Raw genomic sequence first — 18,117 nt, 5'->3', positions numbered from 1 at the left:
ACCCGTCCGGGATCAGACCTTGCACCACCGCGCCATCGCCCAGGAGAACAACCCGAAGAGCACCAGGCCGAGGGCGACCGCGACCAGCAGCCACGGCCCCGCCGCGGTCTGGGTGAGCGACCTCAGCGTGTCGTCGATGCCCTTGGCCTGCGCCGGGTCGTAGCGCACCGCGGCATACAGGAGGAAGCCACCGGCCGCCGCGAACACGACGCCCCGGGCAAGGCCGCCGATCACCCCCAGGAAGTCGACGGCCTTGCGCCAGCGCTCCGATGCCCCGCTCATGGCGAGGTCCTTGCGGAAGCTGCGCCGCGCCGCCTGCACCGCGATCACCACACCCGCGACGGTGATCCCGAGCCCGACCGCACCCACCAGCCACTGGCCGGCGGGGACGTCCAGCGCCCTGGCCGTCACATCGCGTGACTGCTCGTCTCCGGAGCGCCCGCCGCCACCCATCGCGAACGACAGCACGGAGAAGGCGACCGCAGCGTAGAAGACGGTCCGGGCCGCCGCGGACAGCCGCTTCATCAGCTTGTCGCCGTCCGGTCCGGCCGCGCCGAACAACGCCTCCGACAGGCGCCACAGCGTCATGCACACGAGCCCGATGCCCACGGCCCAGATGAGGATGCTCCCGAAGGACTTCCCCGCGAGCTCCTGGAGGGCGCCCTGGCGGTCGGCCTCCTGCCCTCCGGAGTCGCCGAGGGCCACACGCAGGGCCAGCATGCCGATCAGTACGTACAGCGCCCCGCGCGCCAGGAGCCCGCAGCGCGCCGTGACCTCCCGGACCCCGCCGCCACGGGCTGCGGCCCGGACGCCCCTGCTCGCGTCCACGGTTCTCATCGCGGTCAGACCTCGCCCCGCCAGCCGCCCGTCTCGACGCCGCGCGACTCGATGAACAGTTTGAACCTCTTCAGATCGCCGGCGACCTGCCGCCTGACGAAGCCGAGCTTGTCGGCGGCCGTCTCGGCCAGGCCGTCGGGCACCCAGTTCATGTGCAGAACGACCTTGGTCGTGCTCGCGTCGATCGGCAGGAAGGTGACCAGCCCGGCCTGACGGGCCTCCCCGTCCACCGTCATCCACGCGACGCGCCGGTCGGGGAGCTGCTCGGTGATCTGCGCGTCGAATTCACGCTGTACACCGTTCACATTCGTCACCCAGTGGGTGAGCGTGTCCGTGCGCTGGTCGATGCGTTCGACGCCTTCCATGAAGTGGGGGAACTCCTCGAACTGCGTCCACTGGTTGTAGGCCGTGCGAATGGGAACGTTGACCTCGACGTACTCCTCGACGTGCGACATGCGCACCCCTTCCGTGTCGTCGGCTTCCGTGTCGTCGGCGGCCCGCACCCCGCGGTGCCGGTCGCCGGTCGTGAGGACCCTTCACAGCCCGGCTACCCCGCCCCCGGGGCGGCATGCACCGGCCGGTGCATGCCGTCGGCTGCCGGGCACCCGCCGTGGCGGCTCGTTAGCGCTGCGTCTTCCCGGGTACACGCGCAGCGACCGGCGCGCACCGCCCGGTCGAGGCCGATCGGGAAGGAACACCGGCATGGGACACGCAGGGGACATCATCGCCGAACTGACCGTCGACCACCGTGAGGTGGACGGACTGTTCGTCAGGATCGAGCACACGACCCCGGCGGGCGAGCGGCAGAAGGCGGCCGAGCAGCTGACCATCGAACTGATCCGGCACGCGGTGGCGGAGGAGGAACACCTCTACCCCGCGGTCCGGGAGCATTTCCCGGACGGCGACCTCATCGCGGACAAGGAATTGGCCGACCACGCCCGTGTCGAGAAGCTGCTGAAGGACCTCGAGGGACTCGATGCGGCGGGGCCGGAGTTCGACCGGCTGATCGCCGCACTCAAGGCGGAGGTCACCGCCCACGTGCACGACGAGGAGAACAACCTGTTCCCCCGCCTCCGTCAGGCATGTTCCCCGGAAGCCCTCGAAAAGCTGGGTGACAAGGTGCGGCGGGCCAAGAGGTTCGCGCCGACCCGGCCCCACCCCGGCGCCCTCGCCTCGCGGCAGCACAACCGTCTGCTGTCCGCCGGTACCGGGCTGGTCGACCGGGCCCGGGACCTCGCCACCGGGCGCGGCGAGTAGGCACCCCGCCGCCCGCCGACACCGACCGCTGCCGCCGGCCGCGCCCCGCACGCCCGGGACGCGGCCGGGGCACGCTCACGTCCTGACGATGCCGGGCCAGGGTGTGGACGAGGACCAGGACGAGGACCAGGAGGGCGAAGGCGACGACGATCGGGTCACCGGCCCGTGGGCCTGCCCGACGTCAGCCGCGACGCCTCGATCTCGGCCCAGACGGCCTTGCCGTTCTCATGGACGTGGGTGCCCCAGCGATCCGAGAGGCGCTCCACTATGTAGAGGCCGTGGCCGCCCGGCAGTCCCCGCTGCGGGGACGGGTGGCGTTGGGGCAGTGTCGTCGTGCCGTCGAAGACCTCGATGCGCAGGACCTCACCGGCGGAAACTGCGAGTTCGATGCAACCACCCGCGTGCAGTGACGCGTTGGTCAGCAGCTCGGAAACGAGGAGCAGGGCGTCTTCGGCGGTCGCGTTGCCGTCCCAGCCCCAGTCCTGCAGGGCCCGGCGCGTGAAGTCACGCCCCTTGGCCACGTGGCCGCGGACGCCCGAGAGGGCGAGCCGACGGCGCTGCACCGTGACGGAAGGTCCGGCATGCAGTGGGTCGCCGGTTCCCGGTCCGATGGTTTCCACTGTGGTCCTCACCCCCGCCGTTGACACTGGTCTGTACTCGCGGGAAACCGCTGCGGCCCGCCTCGCCCCGCCCGGCCGTCCCGGCCCGGGGCCCCGGACCGTGCGTACGTCCCCGGCGCCGAGGACATCTGAGCAGCCCGTGACAGTCTAGGGGACCTCCGGTCCCACGAGGGTTCCCTGTGCATCCTCAGAGTGAGGCCGGTGTCCGAGGCGCTGATCTCGACCAGGTCACATCGGTCGCCTCGCTGATCGCAATGGTGAGATCGCCGTGCCGCGGCGCATTCAGGGCCGCAGCAGAGCACCGGGACGGTCGCGCAACGGCTGGGCGGTCAGCGCCGGCGCGTCTTCCGTCCCGGCACTCGTGCAGGCCGTTGCCTATACCGAGAGCATGCCGGCGCGCAGCCGGGTCAGGGTCCGGGACAGCAGACGTGAGACCTGCATCTGGGAGATGCCCAGTTCGGCGCCGATCTCGGCCTGGGTCTTGTCCTGGCCGAAGCGCAACTGCAGGATCAGCCGGTCGCGTTCGTCCAGCTGCTCCAGCAGCGGGGCGAGGGTGTGGAACTCCTCGAAGAGCTCCATGGCGGGGTCGACGTCACCGAGGCGGTCCGCCAGCGGCCGTGTCGTCCGGCTCGACGAGGTCGCGGGCTCGTCGCTGTCCGCGCCGGCCGTGTCCAGGGAGCCACTCGTGTAGCCGTTGGCGGCGACCAGTCCGTCGATGACCTCTTCCTCGGTCAGTTCGAGGTGCTGGGCGACCTCCTTGACCGTCGGGGCCCGACCCAGGACGTCGGTCAGGGCCTCCTGGGCCTTGGCCAGCTCCGTGCGCAGTTCCTGCAGACGGCGCGGGACGTGCACGGCCCAGGTGGTGTCGCGGAAGTAGCGCTTGATCTCACCGGTGATGTAGGGGAGGGCGAGCGTGGAGAACTCGACCTCGCGCTCCGGGTCGTAGCGGTCGATGGCCTTGATGAGACCGATGGTGCCCACCTGGATGATGTCCTCGATGTCCAGACCTCCGCCGCGTGCGCGAGCCCGGAAGCGTCGCGCGGCGAACTGTACGAGGGAGAGGTTCATCTCGATCAGGGTGTTGCGCGTGTACTGGTACTCGCGCGTGCCCTCTTCGAGGTCGCGGAGCCTTGCGAAGAACAGCTTCGAGAGCTCGCGCGCGTCGGCAGGTGCCATCTCCCGGGCGTTCTTCACCTCGGGCAGTGCCACGTCCTGCGGCGGGGTTCCCACGCTGCCTGGCACAGAAGGCGTGATCTGCGCGTCTGTTGCACGAACGGGGCTTGCGGCGGTGGCCGAGCGAGACATGTGGCCGTTCCCTCCCGATTGACTGACGGCTGCCCGGGCGCTCATGCCCCGGATCCTCGTTCTTACACGGCCCCGCGGAAGTGCTTGTGGATCCGGCCCCGCCAGGGAGGAGGTGTCAGCCACCGGGGTGCACGTGCCGCGGCCTCGGCGTCATCGCCTTGCCGTACGGGCAGGCATACTCCCTTGTGGACGCTGTACAGGTGACGATCCGGGGAGGCGGACATGATCGGAGCGGGCGACGCGCACCACGAAGGCGTGGTCGGGGACGGCTGCCCGGCCGGAGCCGGTTGGGTGGTGGCCGCGCACGGGGAGCTCGACCAGGACACGCTGGCCCCTCTCGAGGAGGCGCTCCTCTCTGCCGCCGATGAGCACGGGCTGGTGGTGCTGGACGCCGGCTCCGTCACCTTCGGTGATTCGTCGTTCCTGAACCTGCTGCTGCGGATGAACCAACTCACCACCTTTCGCATCGCCGCCCCCGGCGAGCAGCTGCGCCGGCTCTTCGCCCTGACGGGCACCGATACGGTCCTCTCGTTGCACCCGAGCGTCGAGGACGCCGTCGCCGGGTCATGACCGGCGCACCCCGCCGGCCCGGCAGGCCGGTGGTCCGGTGCGCGAGCCGGTGCTCAGATCCCGGCGACCTTGGCGCTCGCCGACAACTCGTAGACCAGGGTGACCGTGCGGCGGCCGCCGGGTGGGAGGGGGACGTCCCAGCGGACGATGCCTTCGGCGTCGACCGCATCGGGCGCCGGCGAGCAGGCCTCCTTACGCAGACGCACCTCCACCGCCGAGACCTCGGAAACCGGGATCCGCTCCCGCAGGGCGACCACCTGTTCGCCCTGCTCCCCGGGGGCGGAGAACCGGGACAGGTGCAGTTGAACCGTGCGCGTGACCACGGTCCGCTGGCTGATCCCGGCAGTGGCACGGGACTCCTCGGCATGCCGGACCACCCTGTGGTCGTCGCAGCTGCCGAAGGCGAGCTCGACCGGGGCGCCCGGAGCGGCGAACTCCAGGGTGCCTCGGCCGCTGAACCCACTGCTGCGGACCAGGTCCACGGGACCGGCGAGCAGCGCATGGCCGGACGCGTTGGCGAACCGCGCCACGCGGGTGACCAGCGGGGAGAGCTCGGGTGAGCAGGAGTACTCGCTGCTCGCGGCCGTGGTGAAGGCAGACACCGGCACCCGGTGCGCGCGGCCGTCCCCGGGTACGGAGACCGGCGCGGGGGCACTCAACACCCGCGCCTCGCCTCCGTCGTCCACTCCCGGCAGACCGAGCACCGGCGCCGGACCGAGCTCCCCGATCTCCTCCTCGCGCAGTTCGACGTCGACCGTGCGGCGCTCCGCGGCGGAGCGGTCCTTGAGCGTCAGCCGGTCCTCGCCCAGCCGCGGCGGATCGGTGGCCGCTGCCGACCGGGCCGTCGACAACGTCAGCCGGACGCCGGACCAGTCCTCGCCGGTGCGCTGCCAGACCATCGCGTCGGTCTCCAGCGTGAGGGAGTCCTCGTCGAGTACGGCCCGGTAGGCGGGCCGCCACAGCGCGCACGGAGTGAGGTGGCTCAGCCGCAGCCCGACCGGCCCGGCGGCCGTGGCCTCCACGGTCAGCTCGACATGGCCGACCAGCTCGGCGGGCTCCTCCTCGGAGAGGGCCATGGCCCGCTGAACCGCGACGAGTTCGGCATCGAGCACGGCCAGCCGTGCCTCCCCGGCACGGAGTTGCTCGCCGTACGCGTCGCGCTCCACGTCCACCCGGTCCAGTTCGCCGGCCCAGCGGGGCCCTTCGGTCTCCCCGGAGCCGGCGCCTTCGCCGATCTCCCGCAGGAGATCGGCCGCGAGACGGCCGAGCACGTCGAGGCGGGAACGCAGCCGGTCGCGGCGCTGCTCCAGGACGAGCCGCTCCTCCTCGAGGGCGTGCACGCGCCGGGTCAGGGCGGAGTCGTCGGTGGACGGCAGCGGCCCGCGCGGTGTCCACGTGCGGACGATCCGTACGTCGAGCACGGTAGCGGGGTGATCGGCGGTCAGCTCGGCGTGGAGGGTGCGGTCGACCGCCAGCGCAGTCACCGGCCCCAGACGCAGCCGCTGGACTCCGGCTTCGAGGTCGAGCACGACGGCGCGCTCGATGTGGGCGCGGTCCTCCAGGCAGGTGACGGCGGTGACGGGAAGGGCGATCGGCTTCGGGGCCGTGGACATGGTGTGTCAGCTCCTGCGGTTGCCGTCGACCAAGGCCTTGCCGGCCGGGATACGGATCTCGTAGCCGCCGTCGAGGGCGGCGGTGGCGCCGGCGGGCAGGTCCACGCGCCAGACGCGGGTGCCCGGGGCATGGTGCTCCGGCCCGGAGTCGGCCTCCGGTGTCGTCCAGTCGGCCCGTTCCTCGATCCGGACGTCCGGATCGGTGGTGACGGGCACCCGTTCGCGAACCTCGACGGTGACGGGCCGCGCGAGCCGGTTGGCCAGCTCCACGTGGACGCGGTGGTCGAGCACGGTGGTGTTGTTGCGCAGGCCCGAGGTCGACTCGTGCAGGTTCGTACGGCGGGTGACCCGGATGCCCTCGGCCGGCCCGAGCCCCACCCGGCGGACACCCCCGGGGGCGAGCGTGGGCAGTGCGGCGGTCAGCAGGAACTCGCCGTCGACGGTGACCTCCACCGGGCCTGCCAGCAGGGCCTGGTCGGTGGCGTTGGAGAGCAGCAGCGTCGCGTACACGGTCGGCTCGACGGACGGTACGCAGAGGTACTCGGTGCGCAGGCCGACCGGGATCTCGCCGACGGTGACGGTGTGCCAGGTGCCGTCCGACGGGATGTCGGCGCGGGCAGCGGCATCGAAGCGGTGGTCGAAGGAACCCGCCGACTCGCGGGGACGCACGGCGTGCCCGGGCAGCGGCAGCCGGGCCACCGCTTCGGCGCGGCGGCGGTACGCGGCGGCCTCCGGGTCGAGGGGAGAGCCGGGGAACAGCCTGCCTCGGCGGCCGCCGTGCTCGTCGGGACCGCACAGGACGAGGGCGGCGTAGTCGAGTTCGGCGCCGCTCGGCTGCGGCGGACCGGCCGGAGGCGGCGGAGGCTGCGCCGGCGGGGGCCCTCCGGGAGCCGCGGGAGCCGGCGGAGCCATGGCGGCGGGGGCGGCGCCGAAGCCGCCGCCGCCCGGCCTGCCGGCCGCCCGGGACCGGCCCGGCTGCGCGGGGGCGGGCATGGCGGCGGGCATGGGGGCGCCGAAAGCCGCCGGGGCGGCGCCGTCCACACCGCCGGGAGCCGGGAACGCGCCGGGCGGCGCACCGTAGCCTTGCGGCGCCTGGGGCATCGGCACCGACGGGGGTGGGGGCGGTGGGGGTACGGGACCGGATGCGGATGCGGCCCGGACAGTCGCGGGTGCCCGGACAGCCGCAGCTGCCGGGCGCGGGGCCGGGGGTGCCGACGGGACCGGCCGGGGGCCGGCCGCCTCGTACCCGGCGAACAGGTCGGCGAGCCCCGCCGGAGGCTCGCGCCAGCCGGAGGGCGCGGGGGCGGGCTGACGGCGTCCGATCCGCATCGAGCGGAGCCTCGGCAGATCGGTGCGGCGCCGCAGGTCGGCGGTGGCCAGGGCGATGCGCACGCCGGTCCAGTCCTCGCCGGTGCGCTGGGCGACCGAGGCGCGCAGCACCAGACGGCCGGTGCCGTCGCCCTGACGGTGGGTGAGCCGGTAGGCGGGCACCCAGACGGCGCCGGGCACGGCGTATTCCAGCTCCAGATCGAGTTCCAGCTCTGTCTGCGCGTCCGCCTCCCCGTCGTGGGTGGCGTCGAGGGTCAGGACCGCCGAGACCGTGGTCTCCACGTGCGCTGACGGCGCGTCGGTGGTGGCGCGGGCGAGTTGGTCCGCGGCGACGGCGAGCTCGTGCTCGGCGCGGCGCAGTGCGTCCTCCAGCTCGACCAGGCGGGCGTGCAGTTGGGTCAGCCGCTCCTCGACGAAGTCGGCGAGCCCCAACCACGCGTCGACCGGGGTGCGGCGGTGCGGGTCGTCGCGCTTGCGGGGCGGCGGCACCGGGTGCAGCCCCCTGACCTCCTCGATCAGGCCCAGTTGCCGGTCCCGGCGTCCTTGCGCGGCCGCGTGCTCGTCGCGCAACCGCACGACCTCGCGCCGCAACGAGTCGGGTGCGCCGGCGCCCAGCGGCTCGGCCTCGACCTCCACCCGGGCCTCGGTGATGCGCACCCCGGTGGTGGCGCCCAGGACACGGACGCGCAGTGAAGCCGGGTCCAGCGAGCGGGGCAGCCCCGTCACCCGCAGCCGGCCGTTCGCAGGCACGCTGCCCCGGACCAGTCGGCGGCAGACCGCGCCCTGCGCGTACACCACGACCGAATCGAGGGTCGACCTCCACGTCCGTGGTGTCTCGGCCGTCATGTGCTCCGCCCCCTTGCTGCGCCCGTGCTGAGCGAAGCCTACGCCCGAACGACCCCTCCCCGAACCGGACGGTCCCCACGTCCTCGTGGTTCCCAACCGCGATGGCCGTCTCCACCGTTGGCCATGCCGAAGGTGCGGCGGGCCGGCCTGCCCGGAACCCTTGACGGCCGTCCGGGGCCCTCACATACTGGCGGCCAAATCGATTTGGCCACTTCGCTTTGGCTCTCCGTCCAGGGCCGGATCGCGGCTGAACTCATGCGTGTCGAACGCCGATCGGAGCTCGAACGTGTCCAGTCCCCGCCAGACCATCCCCGGAACGCAGCAGCCACCGACGCCGGAGCCGGCCGACCCCCCGGCCGACCACGCCGAGGGCGTGCACCCCGAGGGCGTGCACCCCGACGGAGTCCACCCCGTCGACGAGTCCCGCCCCTTCGCCCGGATCCTCCTCTTCGGAATCCAACACGTCCTCGTCATGGCAGCCACCCCGATCTCGGCGATCTTCCTGATGAGCGCCACCCTCCGCCTCGACTCCCGCCTCACCGTCAATCTGCTCTCCGCAGCCTTCGTACTCTCCGGCGTCGGCTCCCTCATCCAGTCGCTCGGGCCCTGGAAGTTCGGTCCCCGGCTCCCGTTCGTGATGCTGCCGGGCGGCGCGCCCCTCATCCTCTTCCTCGCCATCGCCGAGCAGCACGGCCTGCGCACGGCCACCGGCGCGGTCGTCCTCACCGCCGCTTTCTCCTTCGTCGTCCTCCCCGTCTTCTCGCGGCTGCTCGCCTACTTCCCGGCCCTCGTCATCGGCACGATGATCGTCATCGTGGGTGTCAACCTGGTGAAGGTCGGCGCCGTCCTCGTGACCGGCCGCCCCGGCGAACCGGGCTTCGGGGACCCCACGAACCTCGGGCTCGGCGTGGCCACGATCGGGTTCACCGTCGTCTGCTACCTGCTGTTCACCGGCATCCTGCGCCAACTCGCCGTCATGCTGGGCCTGCTCGCCGGCACCGTGCTCGCCGCAGTCCTCGGGACCGTCGACCTCGGGCGCGCCGCCGAGGACGGCCTGCTCAACGCGCCGCAGCTGCTGCCCTTCGGCGCTCCCCAGTTCAGCCTCGTCGCCGCGCTGCCGCTGATGCTCTACAGCCTCGCCTCCATGGCGGAGGCCACCGGCCAGACCGTCATCAACGCCGAGGCCGTCGGCAAGGAGATCGACCGGCGCACCGCCGTCCCCAAGACCATCAGGGGCGATGCGCTCACCTCCCTCGTCGGCGGCTTCTTCGGACTGCCGTTGATGGTGACGAGCGGCGAGAACATCGGGATCGTCCGCGTCACCGGCGTCCGCAGCCGATACGTCACCGCCGCGGCCGGCATCGTCCTCATCGTCATCGGCTTCCTCGCGCCCGTGACCCGCGCCATCAGCGTGGTCCCGTCCGCCGTCATCGGGGGCACCGCCATGGTGGTGTTCGCGGTCATCACGGTGCTCGGCATACAGATGCTCGGCCGCTCGGACCTCGACCGGCACACCAACACCTTCGTCTGCGCCGTCGCCCTCGCACTCGGCCTGCTGCCCATCCTCATCCCGGGCGTGTACGCGGCCTTCCCGCCGAACCTCCGCATCCTCCTCGAAAGCGGTGTCGCCGTCGGCGCGTTCGTGGCCGTCGTACTCAACCTCCTCTTCCACCACATCAGGCCCCGCGTCGCCGCCCGCGTCGCCGGCGCCCGTACCGAAAGCGAAAAGACCGACCGATGAACCAGCTCATCCGAGACCTCCTCGACGGGCCGGGCCCGCTCCTCCTCGTACCGGACGCCGTGCTGTTGCCCGAAGGCCCCGCCGACGGCATGGCGGTCGTCGTCGCCGACGGCACGTTCCACGCCGTCGGCCCCGCCGAGGAGCTGGGACGCACCCATGCGCACCTCGACCCCGTACGGCTGCCCGGCCACCTCCTCATGCCCGGCTTCGTCGACGCCCACCACCACCTCACGCAGAGCTTCGGCTCCGCACTCGCCTACGGGGAGCCGTCGGAGATCTTCCGCCGGGTCTGGGTGCCGCTGGAGGGCGCCCTGGACGAGGAATCCGCCTACGCGGCAGCCAAATTGGCGGCGCTCGAAGCGCTGCGCGGCGGGTTCACCACCGTCGCCGACGCCGGCAACCGCACCGGCGTGGACATCGACGTCGTGGCATCCGCCGCCCGTGACGCCGGCATCCGCTGCGTCCTGGGACTCGTATGCGACGACGCGGGGACGGGGGACGACGCCGGGACGCAATCGGACCACCCCTCCGTACGCGACGGCGCGGAGAAACACCTGGCCCGGTACGACGGCGACCCGCTCGTCCATGCCTCGCTCGCCGTGTCCGTCCCCGAGGCGGCCACGGAGGCCACGCTTCGGCGCACCGCCCGCCTCGCCGCGGAAGCCGGGGCCACCGTACAGATCCACGTCAACGAGCACCTGGCCGGCGTCGAACGCTCACTGGTACGGCACGGCCTGCGCCCCCTCGAACACCTGCACCACCTCGGCGCGCTCGGCCCCCAACTGCTCGCCGCCCACGCCACCCTGCTCACCCCCCGCGAGCTGACCCTGCTCGCCGACACGGGGACCGCCGTCAGCTACAACCCCGTCGCCAGCGCCTGGAAGGGCAACGCCGTCGCCCCGGCCACCGCCATGGCCGAGCGCGGCATCCGCTTCGGGCTCGGTACCGACGGCACGCGCGGCGACGGGTTCCGGCTCGCCGACGCGGCCGAGTTCGCCCAGCGCATCGTCTACGGCCTCGCCACCGGCGACTCGTCGTGCGGCGCCGGGTGGACCTGGCTCGAGCACGCCACGCGAGGGGGCGCCGACGCCGTCGGCCTGGGCGCCCGTACCGGCACCGTCACCGAGGGCCTGGCCGCCGACTTCCTCCTCGTCGACGTCACCACCCCCGAACTCGCACTCTCATGGGACCTGCCGTGGGAGCTCGTACGACGCGGCAACCGCGACCAGATCACGGCCGTGTTCGTCGCAGGGCGCATGCGCCTGTGGTGCGGCGGGCCCCACGGATGGGACGGTGCCGCGCTCGTACGGCGAGCGGCGGAACTGGCCCGCGCCGCCGTGGAAAGGGCGCCCGTCACGCGGGTACACCCCACCTCCACCGCGGCACGCGATCGGAGCACCGCACGGTGAGCCCCGAGACGCTCGCGGCACTCGCCCTCACCGTGGCCCTCGCCGCCTTCGTCCAGGGCAGCAGCGGACTCGGCTTCGCCCTGATCGTCGCCCCCGTGGCCGGGATCCTCGATCCGGGGCTGCTGCCTGTGTTCGTCCTGGCGTCGATGATCCCGCTGAACGTGTACGTCGCCTGGCGCGAGCGGGCCGCGCTCGATCTGCGGGGCGCCGGCTGGATCACCGGCGCCAGGCTCGCCGCCACCCCCGGCGGGCTGGCACTGCTCTGGCTGATCCCGGACCGCAGCCTCGGCCTGTTCGTGGGCATCGCCACCGTCCTGGCGGCCGTGGTGAGCCTTGCCGCACCCGCCTTCACCCCCGGCCGGGCCGCCTATGTCGGAGCGGGCGCGGTGACGGGGCTGACGGAGACCGCGACCGGCGTGGGCGGCCCGCCGCTCGCGCTCGTCTACCAGCACCGGCCGCCGGCCGAGCTCCGCGCGACCGTCGCCGTCTGCTTCCTCATCGGCGAAGTGGCCTCGCTGATCCTGCTGTTCGCCACGGGTCAGGGACGCCCGCAGGACCTCGGCTGGGCCGTCCTGCTCCTGCCGGCGATCGCTGCCGGAGCGTGGCTGAGCCGCCTGGTGCACCACCGGCTGGACGCGCGCAGGATGCGCCTGTTCGTGCTGGCCTTTGCGCTGGTCTCCGGGCTGGTCCTCATGCTGGGGGCGTGACCCGCAGCGAAGACGCCCGTACGACGAGCCGGGGCGCGGGCGGCGTGGCCACCGCCGTGGCGGCCGCCGCATCACCCCGCAGCCGCCCCAGCAACAGCTCCACCGCGTCGGCCGCTGCCCGGTCCAGGTGGAGGTCGACGGCCGTGAGCAGCGGATCACAGGTGCGGGCGCGCAGTCCGTCGTACCGGGTGACGACCATGACGTCATCCGGTACGGCCCGCCCGCTTTCCCGGATCGCCCGGACCGCACCCACCGCGAACGCGTCCACCAGCGCACAGACCGCGTCGATCCCGGGATGCTCGGCGAGCAGGGCCGCGCAGCGCTCGTAGCCGGCCTGCTCCCCGCCCGCCTCGGGGGCGGTCGCGACGATCGGCGCCCAGCCGTACTCCGTCGCCACGCGCTCGTACGCCTGGCGCGCGTCGACGGAGGAGTGGCGTTCGCCGGACCCGATGAGCAGTGCGGGCCGCGAGGCACCCTGCTCGTGCAGATGGGTGAGCAGCATCTCGGCGACGAGCCCGCCGCGCAGGTCCACGTACGGCGCGTCCTCGTCCGGCGAGACGGGCCTGCCGAGCGCCACGTACGGCAACCCGCGCTCCCGCAGCAGGGCCGTCGCGGGGTCGTCCACGTCCGGTTCGACGACGATGGCACCGTCGATGTCGACCGAGTGCAGCCCGGAACCGGACTGGACGGGCGGTACGAGGACGAGCGCGTAGTCGTGCAGCAGCGCGCTCTCGGCGGCAGCGGCGGCGATCTCCATGTAGAACCCGAGCCGCGAAGTCCCACCAGCGACCGCGAACGGCATGGAAGACGCCAGCGCAATGGCCTTGGCCTGCCCGCGCCGCAACCGCTGCGCCCGCAGATTGGGCCGGTAACCGAGCTCGGCGGCAACCTGCTTGATCCGCTCCCGCGTGCGGGGGTCGACCTTGCCGAGCCCGTTGAGGGCGTGCGAGACCGTCGTACGCGACACCCCGGCGACACGGGCGACGTCGGCGATCGTCGGTGGCTTGGGGCCGAGACCGGGCGGGGGCATCTGCGCGGACGCTCCTCACGTGTTGCGGGCGGGTGACCCCGCGATCCTCGCCGACCCACGCGGCGGCCGCGCTCCCGGGTGGTAGATCGCACCGTAGACGAGTTCCGGGGTCAATTCCAGGTCTCAGGCTGTGGTCGGGCGGGCAACGCACTCGTCGAGCGAGCCGTTGGCCTCCGAACGGTGCTCGCGGTCGGGGCCTCAACACCACTGCCTCACCAACAGGTTGGAGAGGCAGTGGTGTCGACCGGGCGCACACAGGCCAGGATCCCCACACGAGCGACCACCCGAACTGACCTGCGGGTACCGGACGCTCGTCAAGTACGCCGCGGGATGGAAACCTGCCTACTCCGACGCCCTGCTCTACCGCGCCTCGTTCCCCACAGGCGAGTATCCGGTATCGCTCAAACCCACACACCTCACAGGTGACCTGGGTAGAGTCCGCAGGCAACACCATCTAGCGAGGAGCCCCCATGGCCACACAGGAGCAGACTCTCAAGTCGCAGTACGTCGAGAAGGTCACCGCAGACCTCGAGCTGAACACCGCCGAGCAGGAGCGGATCCGCAAGGAGATCGCGTCCCTGCAGGACCACCTGACCGCTCTGGAGCAGGACCAGAAACTCCTCGTCGGGATGCGGGCGGCCATCGGCGACACCCCGACCGCGGTGCCCGCGCCGCGTACCGGCAAGAAGACCGCGGCGTCCGTGAAGAAGCCCGCGGCGACGAAGACCGCGACCACCGCCGACGCGAAGAAGACCACCGCCAAGAAGAACACTGCCACGAAGGCCACCGCCAAGAAGGCAACAGCCGTCAAGGCACCTGCCGTGAAGGCACCTGCCGTGAAGGCCGCGGCGAAGAAGCCCGTGGTGGAGAAGCCCGCAGCGTCCAAGGAGAAGCCGGTCCCGCTGACGGAGATCATCCACCAGCACCTGAGCGGTCAGACGGAGCCGAAGACGGCCCGCGAGATCGCCCAGGCCCTGACCACCGCGCACCCGGACCGCAACCTCAGCGACAACCTCGTGCGCACGACCACCGAGCGTCTGGTGGCCCGCAGCCTGGCGGAGCGCGCCAAGCAGGGCTCCACCGTCTACTACACGGCGATCCAGCCCAACGACACGGCCGCCGAAGCCCCGGCCGCCGTACCGGCCCAGACCGCGAACGAGCCGGTGACGGCCACCGCCTGACCGGTCCGGACCTGCCAGGCGACGACCACGTGTCTGTGTGGCGTCTGGCGGCCCGTGCCCACCCCGCATGCCATGGCGCCGGCCGCCACCGTGAGGTGACGGCCAGCGCGGGGGGACGGGGTCACGGCATCGCCTTCTCCTGCTGTCGGCGCACCAGTTCGGTGATCCAGACGGGCGCGAACGGAGACGTGCAGCCTGGGGACGTCGGGTAGTCCTTGAGCACCTCCAGGCGCTCACCGATGTCGATGGCGCGGGCGCGGTACTCGGCGTGGTCGATGCCGATCTGAGCCAGGCAGTGGTTCATGGCCCACTGCAGGCGATCCGGGGCGTCCTTCATCTCCGCCTCGATGACGTCGAGCAGTCCCGCAAGGTCGAGGCCCGCGGGCTTCTTCGTCACGCGTTCGGTGGTCAGCGCCCAGCCGGCACTCGCGACCACCGGATCCCGATCGGCGAGCCAGGCCAGGCGCAGCTCGTCGGAGTGCGGGTTCTTCTTCACCACGTTGTTCACGAGCCAGGCGTGCACCTTGGGTGTGCGCGCCTCGCGCACCATGGTGTCCAACTCGTCACGCTCGAAAGCCTTCGGTCGGCAGATCAGGATCGCCAGCAGTCTCGCCGCGGTGTCACCCGTGTCCCAGAGCCGGCGGGCGAGTTCCTGCTGCGTCTTCAGCCGTTTCGCGAGCGCGCGCAGCTTGCCGAGGTTGACGCCGTGATCGTCACCGTGTTTCTCGTTCACCTCGCGCGCCTTGGGGTCCTCGAGCTCGGCCAGCTCGGCCATCACCTCGGCCACCGTGGTATCGGCCACCCCAGCCTCCTGTCCCTCACGTGCGAGATGTCAGCCTACGGCGGCAGCCGGCGCACGGTGACCTGCCTCAGTGGCCGTGCCGGACGAGGGGAAGGCCTGTCGAGGTCATGGGGGCCGGCGTCAGAGCACGGCTGCTGTCGTGGTCAGGCTGGTCCCCCTCGTGGTGGGGTTCGCCGTGGTGGTTCTTCGTGCAGACGGTGGCGGTGGACGGGCCGTGGGTGTCGTCGCCGGCGAAGGTGGCGGTGTAGCAGGCTTCGTCGTCATGGCTGCGCGGGACCTTGCAGACGGCGTGGCCCCTGCTGTCGGTCGTGTCGGTGCACAGCGAGGTGGAGTCGGTGGTGAACTCGATCGGCTTGCCCTCCACCGGCTCGCCGTAGGCCGTCAACCTGGCCTTCAGGGTGAGGCCGCCGCTGCTCAGGACACCCGGCCCGTCCTTGTCCTGCCCCTCCTTCTTCTCCGCCTTCAGCGTCAGTGTGGTCGGCGTCTGCGGCTGCTCCGACACGGCGAGGGTCCCGATCGCCACGCCGACCGGGCCGTCGCCGACATGGATGGTGGCGGTGACGGCATTGCCGGCGGTGTCGATCACCGACACGGTGTCCGAGCCGACGTTGGTGACGTAGACGCGGGAGGTGTCCGGGGTGACCGCCACGCCCTGGGGGAGGGAGCCGACGGGGATGGTGGCGGTGACGGTGTTGGTGGCGGAGTTGATCACCGACACGGTGCCCGGGGAGGTGGCGTTGGTGACGTAGACGTTGGCGCCACCGACCAGGGCGGCCGCCACTCCGAGGGGGGAGGGGCCGACGGGGATGGTGGCGGCGATGTCGTTGCCTGCAGTGTCGATCACCGACACGGTGCCGTCATTGGTGTTGGTGACGTAGGCGGAGTCCGGATTGACCGCCACACCTTGGGGGAAGGTGCCGACGGTGAGGGTGGCCGTGACGGTGTTGGAGGCGATGTCGATCACCGACACGCTGTTCGAGCCGGGATTGGCGACGTAGACGCTGGATCCCACCGCCACACCACGAGGGGCCGAGCCGACGCGGATGGTGGCGATGACGGTGTTGGTCGCGGTGTTGATCACCGACACGGTGCCGTCGATGGAGTTGGTGACGTAGGCGCGCGTGCCGTCCGGGGTGATCGCCACACCTCTGGGGCCTCTGCCGACGCCGATGGTGGCGGTGACCGTGTTGGTCGCGGTGTTGATCACCGACACGGTGGTGCCATCGGAATTGGCGACGTAGACGCGGGTGCCGTCCGGGGTGACCGCCACGCCCTCGGGTTGACTGCCGACGGTGATCGTGGCGGTGACGGTGTTGGTCGCAGTGTCGATCACCGACACGCTGCCCGAGAAGTGATTGGTCACGTAGGCGAGGGTTCTGGTCTGCGCGGCGGCGGGTGTTGCTGCGGTGAGGGGGACGATCATCCCGGCCAGTACCGCCAGCCCCGTCGCCCAGGATCGCAGCAGTGCCCACCGGGAAGCTCCGCCCCCTCGACTTCGCACCGTGTTCGCCTGCTCCGACGCCGCTCTACCCGACATCACAACCTCCGTGCACGACAGCGAAGTGGTGCTTCCATGGGCCACGAGCGACGCTAACGCCGTCACCTGCCCGTGCCTGCTCGACACCCGTCAAGGGGGGCTGTACGGATGAGTGGATACCCCCTACGGCCTACGTGGTCCGGGCTTCTGTCCGACATCTTCGCCCGGCATCTCGGTCGGGCCGCCACGCCATCGGCCTGTCCGGCGGGTACCGGCGTCCGGCCACCGGCCGGGCGCCGATGCCACTGTCCCGGGTCAGGCCCCGCAGATCGGCATGCTCCGGACGTGTCCGCCGAGGTTCTCGTCGTCGGTGCCGAGGAGTGCGTCGGTGGATCCCGGCAGGCACTCCACCCCCTCGATCTTGTGTTGCGGGAAGGCCCCGAGCACGGCCGGGGACGGCGCGAGCGTGACCCGTACCCGGCCGGCCGGCGACACGGTCACCCGGCCCGCCTCGCTCACCGCCGAGTCGAACGGGCCGTCGTTGCCGGCGGCCGCCGCCGAACTCACGATGATCCGGCCGGAGTCGGTCACCGAGATGTCTGAGATGTGCCGCGTCTCGTCGTCGGTCGGATACGTCGCCCGGAAGGCCCGGCGGATCACGCTGCCGAACTGCGGCTGTCCCCACGGGGCGAACGTGAGGGGCGCCGAGTACAGCGTTGCGGGGCGCTCCGCACCCGCTCCGCGGTCAGCCCACAGGGCGGCGAGCTTCCCGTTCTGGGCCACGAGCGCGAAGCTCTCGAAGTCGTCGCCCTCCCCGATCGCCGGCAGCGGCGCGTGGTCGACGACCGTCGCCGTACTGCCGACGACCTTCAGCCGGTAGACGATGCCGCGACCGGCGAGGGCCAGGTACTCCCCGGGCATCTGGGGGATCGCTTCGACGGCCTCCAGGCCGACGCGCTCGGGTCCGTCCCAGGTGATCGGAGAGATGTCGTCGGAGCCCTCCCGATGGGTGATCCGGGACAGGCGCTGCTGCCCGGTCCCCTTGTTGTCGTGCACGACCAGTGCGTGTACGCCGACTCCGTCCTCGGTGCGGCTCTCGAAAGCGATGCCGCTGACACCGCTGCGGGCGTCGCCGCCCACCTTCTGCCATGGGTCGGCCGCACCGGCCGGGGTGGTGCCGAGCAGTGTCAGCAGCGCGGTCGCCGCGGTGAGCCGGGCCGCGCGCTGCAACATCGGGAGTTCCATCGGGGGTCGCTCGCCTTCCCTCCGACAGACGCGAGATCACGCGCCGGTCGGCAGGGTATTGATCATGGTCGGTGCAGCTCAACGACGCTTGCGCCAAGTGGGGGAGCGTGAAGGAGTGAGGGTCTCACCGGCGCAAATGAGCCCGGGA

The 18,117-nt window shown here is 72.0% G+C and carries 16 protein-coding genes; 6 read left to right on the top strand and 10 right to left on the bottom strand.

What is annotated here, in order from left to right:
• Nucleotides 1-12 precede the first annotated feature (12 nt).
• The gene (locus ACZ49B_RS31275; RefSeq protein ID WP_468312347.1) at nucleotides 13-837 is read right to left on the bottom strand and encodes a DUF1206 domain-containing protein; all 825 of its coding nucleotides are present in this window, start codon (nucleotides 835-837) and stop codon (nucleotides 13-15) included.
• Between the two features lie 5 nt (nucleotides 838-842).
• Nucleotides 843-1,292 (bottom strand): SRPBCC family protein, encoded by a 450-nt coding sequence (locus tag ACZ49B_RS31270; protein WP_468312344.1) that lies wholly within the window; start codon nucleotides 1,290-1,292, stop codon nucleotides 843-845.
• 247 nt (nucleotides 1,293-1,539) lie between these two features.
• Between ACZ49B_RS31270 and ACZ49B_RS31265 the strand changes: the two genes are divergently transcribed.
• Complete coding sequence (locus tag ACZ49B_RS31265; protein ID WP_468312341.1) at nucleotides 1,540-2,094, top strand: hemerythrin domain-containing protein; 555 nt, start codon at nucleotides 1,540-1,542, stop codon at nucleotides 2,092-2,094.
• Nucleotides 2,095-2,249: 155 nt separating this feature from the next.
• Here the strand turns inward: ACZ49B_RS31265 and ACZ49B_RS31260 are convergent, their stop codons facing one another.
• Together ACZ49B_RS31260 and ACZ49B_RS31255 are read right to left on the bottom strand one after the other, a co-directional pair.
• Nucleotides 2,250-2,657 carry an ATP-binding protein gene (locus ACZ49B_RS31260; protein WP_468312338.1) on the bottom strand — a complete coding sequence of 136 codons (408 nt, stop codon included), beginning with the start codon at nucleotides 2,655-2,657 and terminating at the stop codon, nucleotides 2,250-2,252.
• Between the two features lie 432 nt (nucleotides 2,658-3,089).
• Entirely contained in the window at nucleotides 3,090-4,019 is a 930-nt protein-coding gene (locus ACZ49B_RS31255) for a SigB/SigF/SigG family RNA polymerase sigma factor (RefSeq protein ID WP_468312335.1), read from the bottom strand.
• Between the two features lie 222 nt (nucleotides 4,020-4,241).
• Between ACZ49B_RS31255 and ACZ49B_RS31250 the strand changes: the two genes are divergently transcribed.
• A complete protein-coding gene (locus ACZ49B_RS31250) occupies nucleotides 4,242-4,589 on the top strand; it encodes an STAS domain-containing protein (protein WP_468312332.1) in 348 nt (115 codons plus the stop codon).
• A gap of 53 nt (nucleotides 4,590-4,642) precedes the next feature.
• Here ACZ49B_RS31250 and ACZ49B_RS31245 read toward each other — a convergent pair whose 3' ends face one another.
• Together ACZ49B_RS31245 and ACZ49B_RS31240 are read right to left on the bottom strand one after the other, a co-directional pair.
• Nucleotides 4,643-6,202 carry a DUF4139 domain-containing protein gene (locus ACZ49B_RS31245; protein WP_468312329.1) on the bottom strand — a complete coding sequence of 520 codons (1,560 nt, stop codon included), beginning with the start codon at nucleotides 6,200-6,202 and terminating at the stop codon, nucleotides 4,643-4,645.
• A gap of 6 nt (nucleotides 6,203-6,208) precedes the next feature.
• The gene (locus ACZ49B_RS31240; protein WP_468312326.1) at nucleotides 6,209-8,377 is read right to left on the bottom strand and encodes a DUF4139 domain-containing protein; all 2,169 of its coding nucleotides are present in this window, start codon (nucleotides 8,375-8,377) and stop codon (nucleotides 6,209-6,211) included.
• A 286-nt stretch (nucleotides 8,378-8,663) separates the two neighbouring features.
• Here ACZ49B_RS31240 and ACZ49B_RS31235 point away from each other — a divergent pair, with 286 nt between their 5' ends.
• From ACZ49B_RS31235 to ACZ49B_RS31225, 3 genes are read left to right on the top strand one after another with little or no spacing between them, the layout of a single operon-like run.
• The gene (locus tag ACZ49B_RS31235; RefSeq protein ID WP_468312323.1) at nucleotides 8,664-10,118 is read left to right on the top strand and encodes a uracil-xanthine permease family protein; all 1,455 of its coding nucleotides are present in this window, start codon (nucleotides 8,664-8,666) and stop codon (nucleotides 10,116-10,118) included.
• Nucleotides 10,115-11,527 (top strand): amidohydrolase family protein, encoded by a 1,413-nt coding sequence (locus tag ACZ49B_RS31230; protein ID WP_468312320.1) that lies wholly within the window; start codon nucleotides 10,115-10,117, stop codon nucleotides 11,525-11,527. Before ACZ49B_RS31235 ends, ACZ49B_RS31230 begins: the two co-directional genes overlap by 4 nt.
• The gene (locus ACZ49B_RS31225; protein WP_468312316.1) at nucleotides 11,524-12,234 is read left to right on the top strand and encodes a TSUP family transporter; all 711 of its coding nucleotides are present in this window, start codon (nucleotides 11,524-11,526) and stop codon (nucleotides 12,232-12,234) included. Before ACZ49B_RS31230 ends, ACZ49B_RS31225 begins: the two co-directional genes overlap by 4 nt.
• On the opposite strand, the gene ACZ49B_RS31220 is transcribed toward ACZ49B_RS31225, so the two are convergent.
• Nucleotides 12,218-13,264 carry a LacI family DNA-binding transcriptional regulator gene (locus tag ACZ49B_RS31220; RefSeq protein ID WP_468312313.1) on the bottom strand — a complete coding sequence of 349 codons (1,047 nt, stop codon included), beginning with the start codon at nucleotides 13,262-13,264 and terminating at the stop codon, nucleotides 12,218-12,220. The genes ACZ49B_RS31225 and ACZ49B_RS31220 overlap by 17 nt on opposite strands.
• A gap of 470 nt (nucleotides 13,265-13,734) precedes the next feature.
• Here ACZ49B_RS31220 and ACZ49B_RS31215 point away from each other — a divergent pair, with 470 nt between their 5' ends.
• A complete protein-coding gene (locus ACZ49B_RS31215) occupies nucleotides 13,735-14,445 on the top strand; it encodes a hypothetical protein (RefSeq protein WP_468312310.1) in 711 nt (236 codons plus the stop codon).
• Between the two features lie 121 nt (nucleotides 14,446-14,566).
• Here ACZ49B_RS31215 and ACZ49B_RS31210 read toward each other — a convergent pair whose 3' ends face one another.
• The 3 genes from ACZ49B_RS31210 to ACZ49B_RS31200 form a co-directional block, all read right to left on the bottom strand.
• On the bottom strand, nucleotides 14,567-15,220 hold the full coding sequence (locus ACZ49B_RS31210; protein ID WP_468312465.1) for a DNA alkylation repair protein: 654 nt from the start codon (nucleotides 15,218-15,220) through the stop codon (nucleotides 14,567-14,569).
• Between the two features lie 94 nt (nucleotides 15,221-15,314).
• The gene (locus ACZ49B_RS31205; protein WP_468312307.1) at nucleotides 15,315-16,610 is read right to left on the bottom strand and encodes a YVTN family beta-propeller repeat protein; all 1,296 of its coding nucleotides are present in this window, start codon (nucleotides 16,608-16,610) and stop codon (nucleotides 15,315-15,317) included.
• A 429-nt stretch (nucleotides 16,611-17,039) separates the two neighbouring features.
• Nucleotides 17,040-17,957 (bottom strand): hypothetical protein, encoded by a 918-nt coding sequence (locus tag ACZ49B_RS31200; RefSeq protein WP_468312304.1) that lies wholly within the window; start codon nucleotides 17,955-17,957, stop codon nucleotides 17,040-17,042.
• Nucleotides 17,958-18,117 lie beyond the last annotated feature (160 nt).

It is taken from the genome of Streptomyces sp. NPDC031132 (assembly GCF_055570595.1).
Note: the sequence above shows the minus strand (reverse complement) of the source record. Positions and strands in the feature narration are given on the sequence as shown.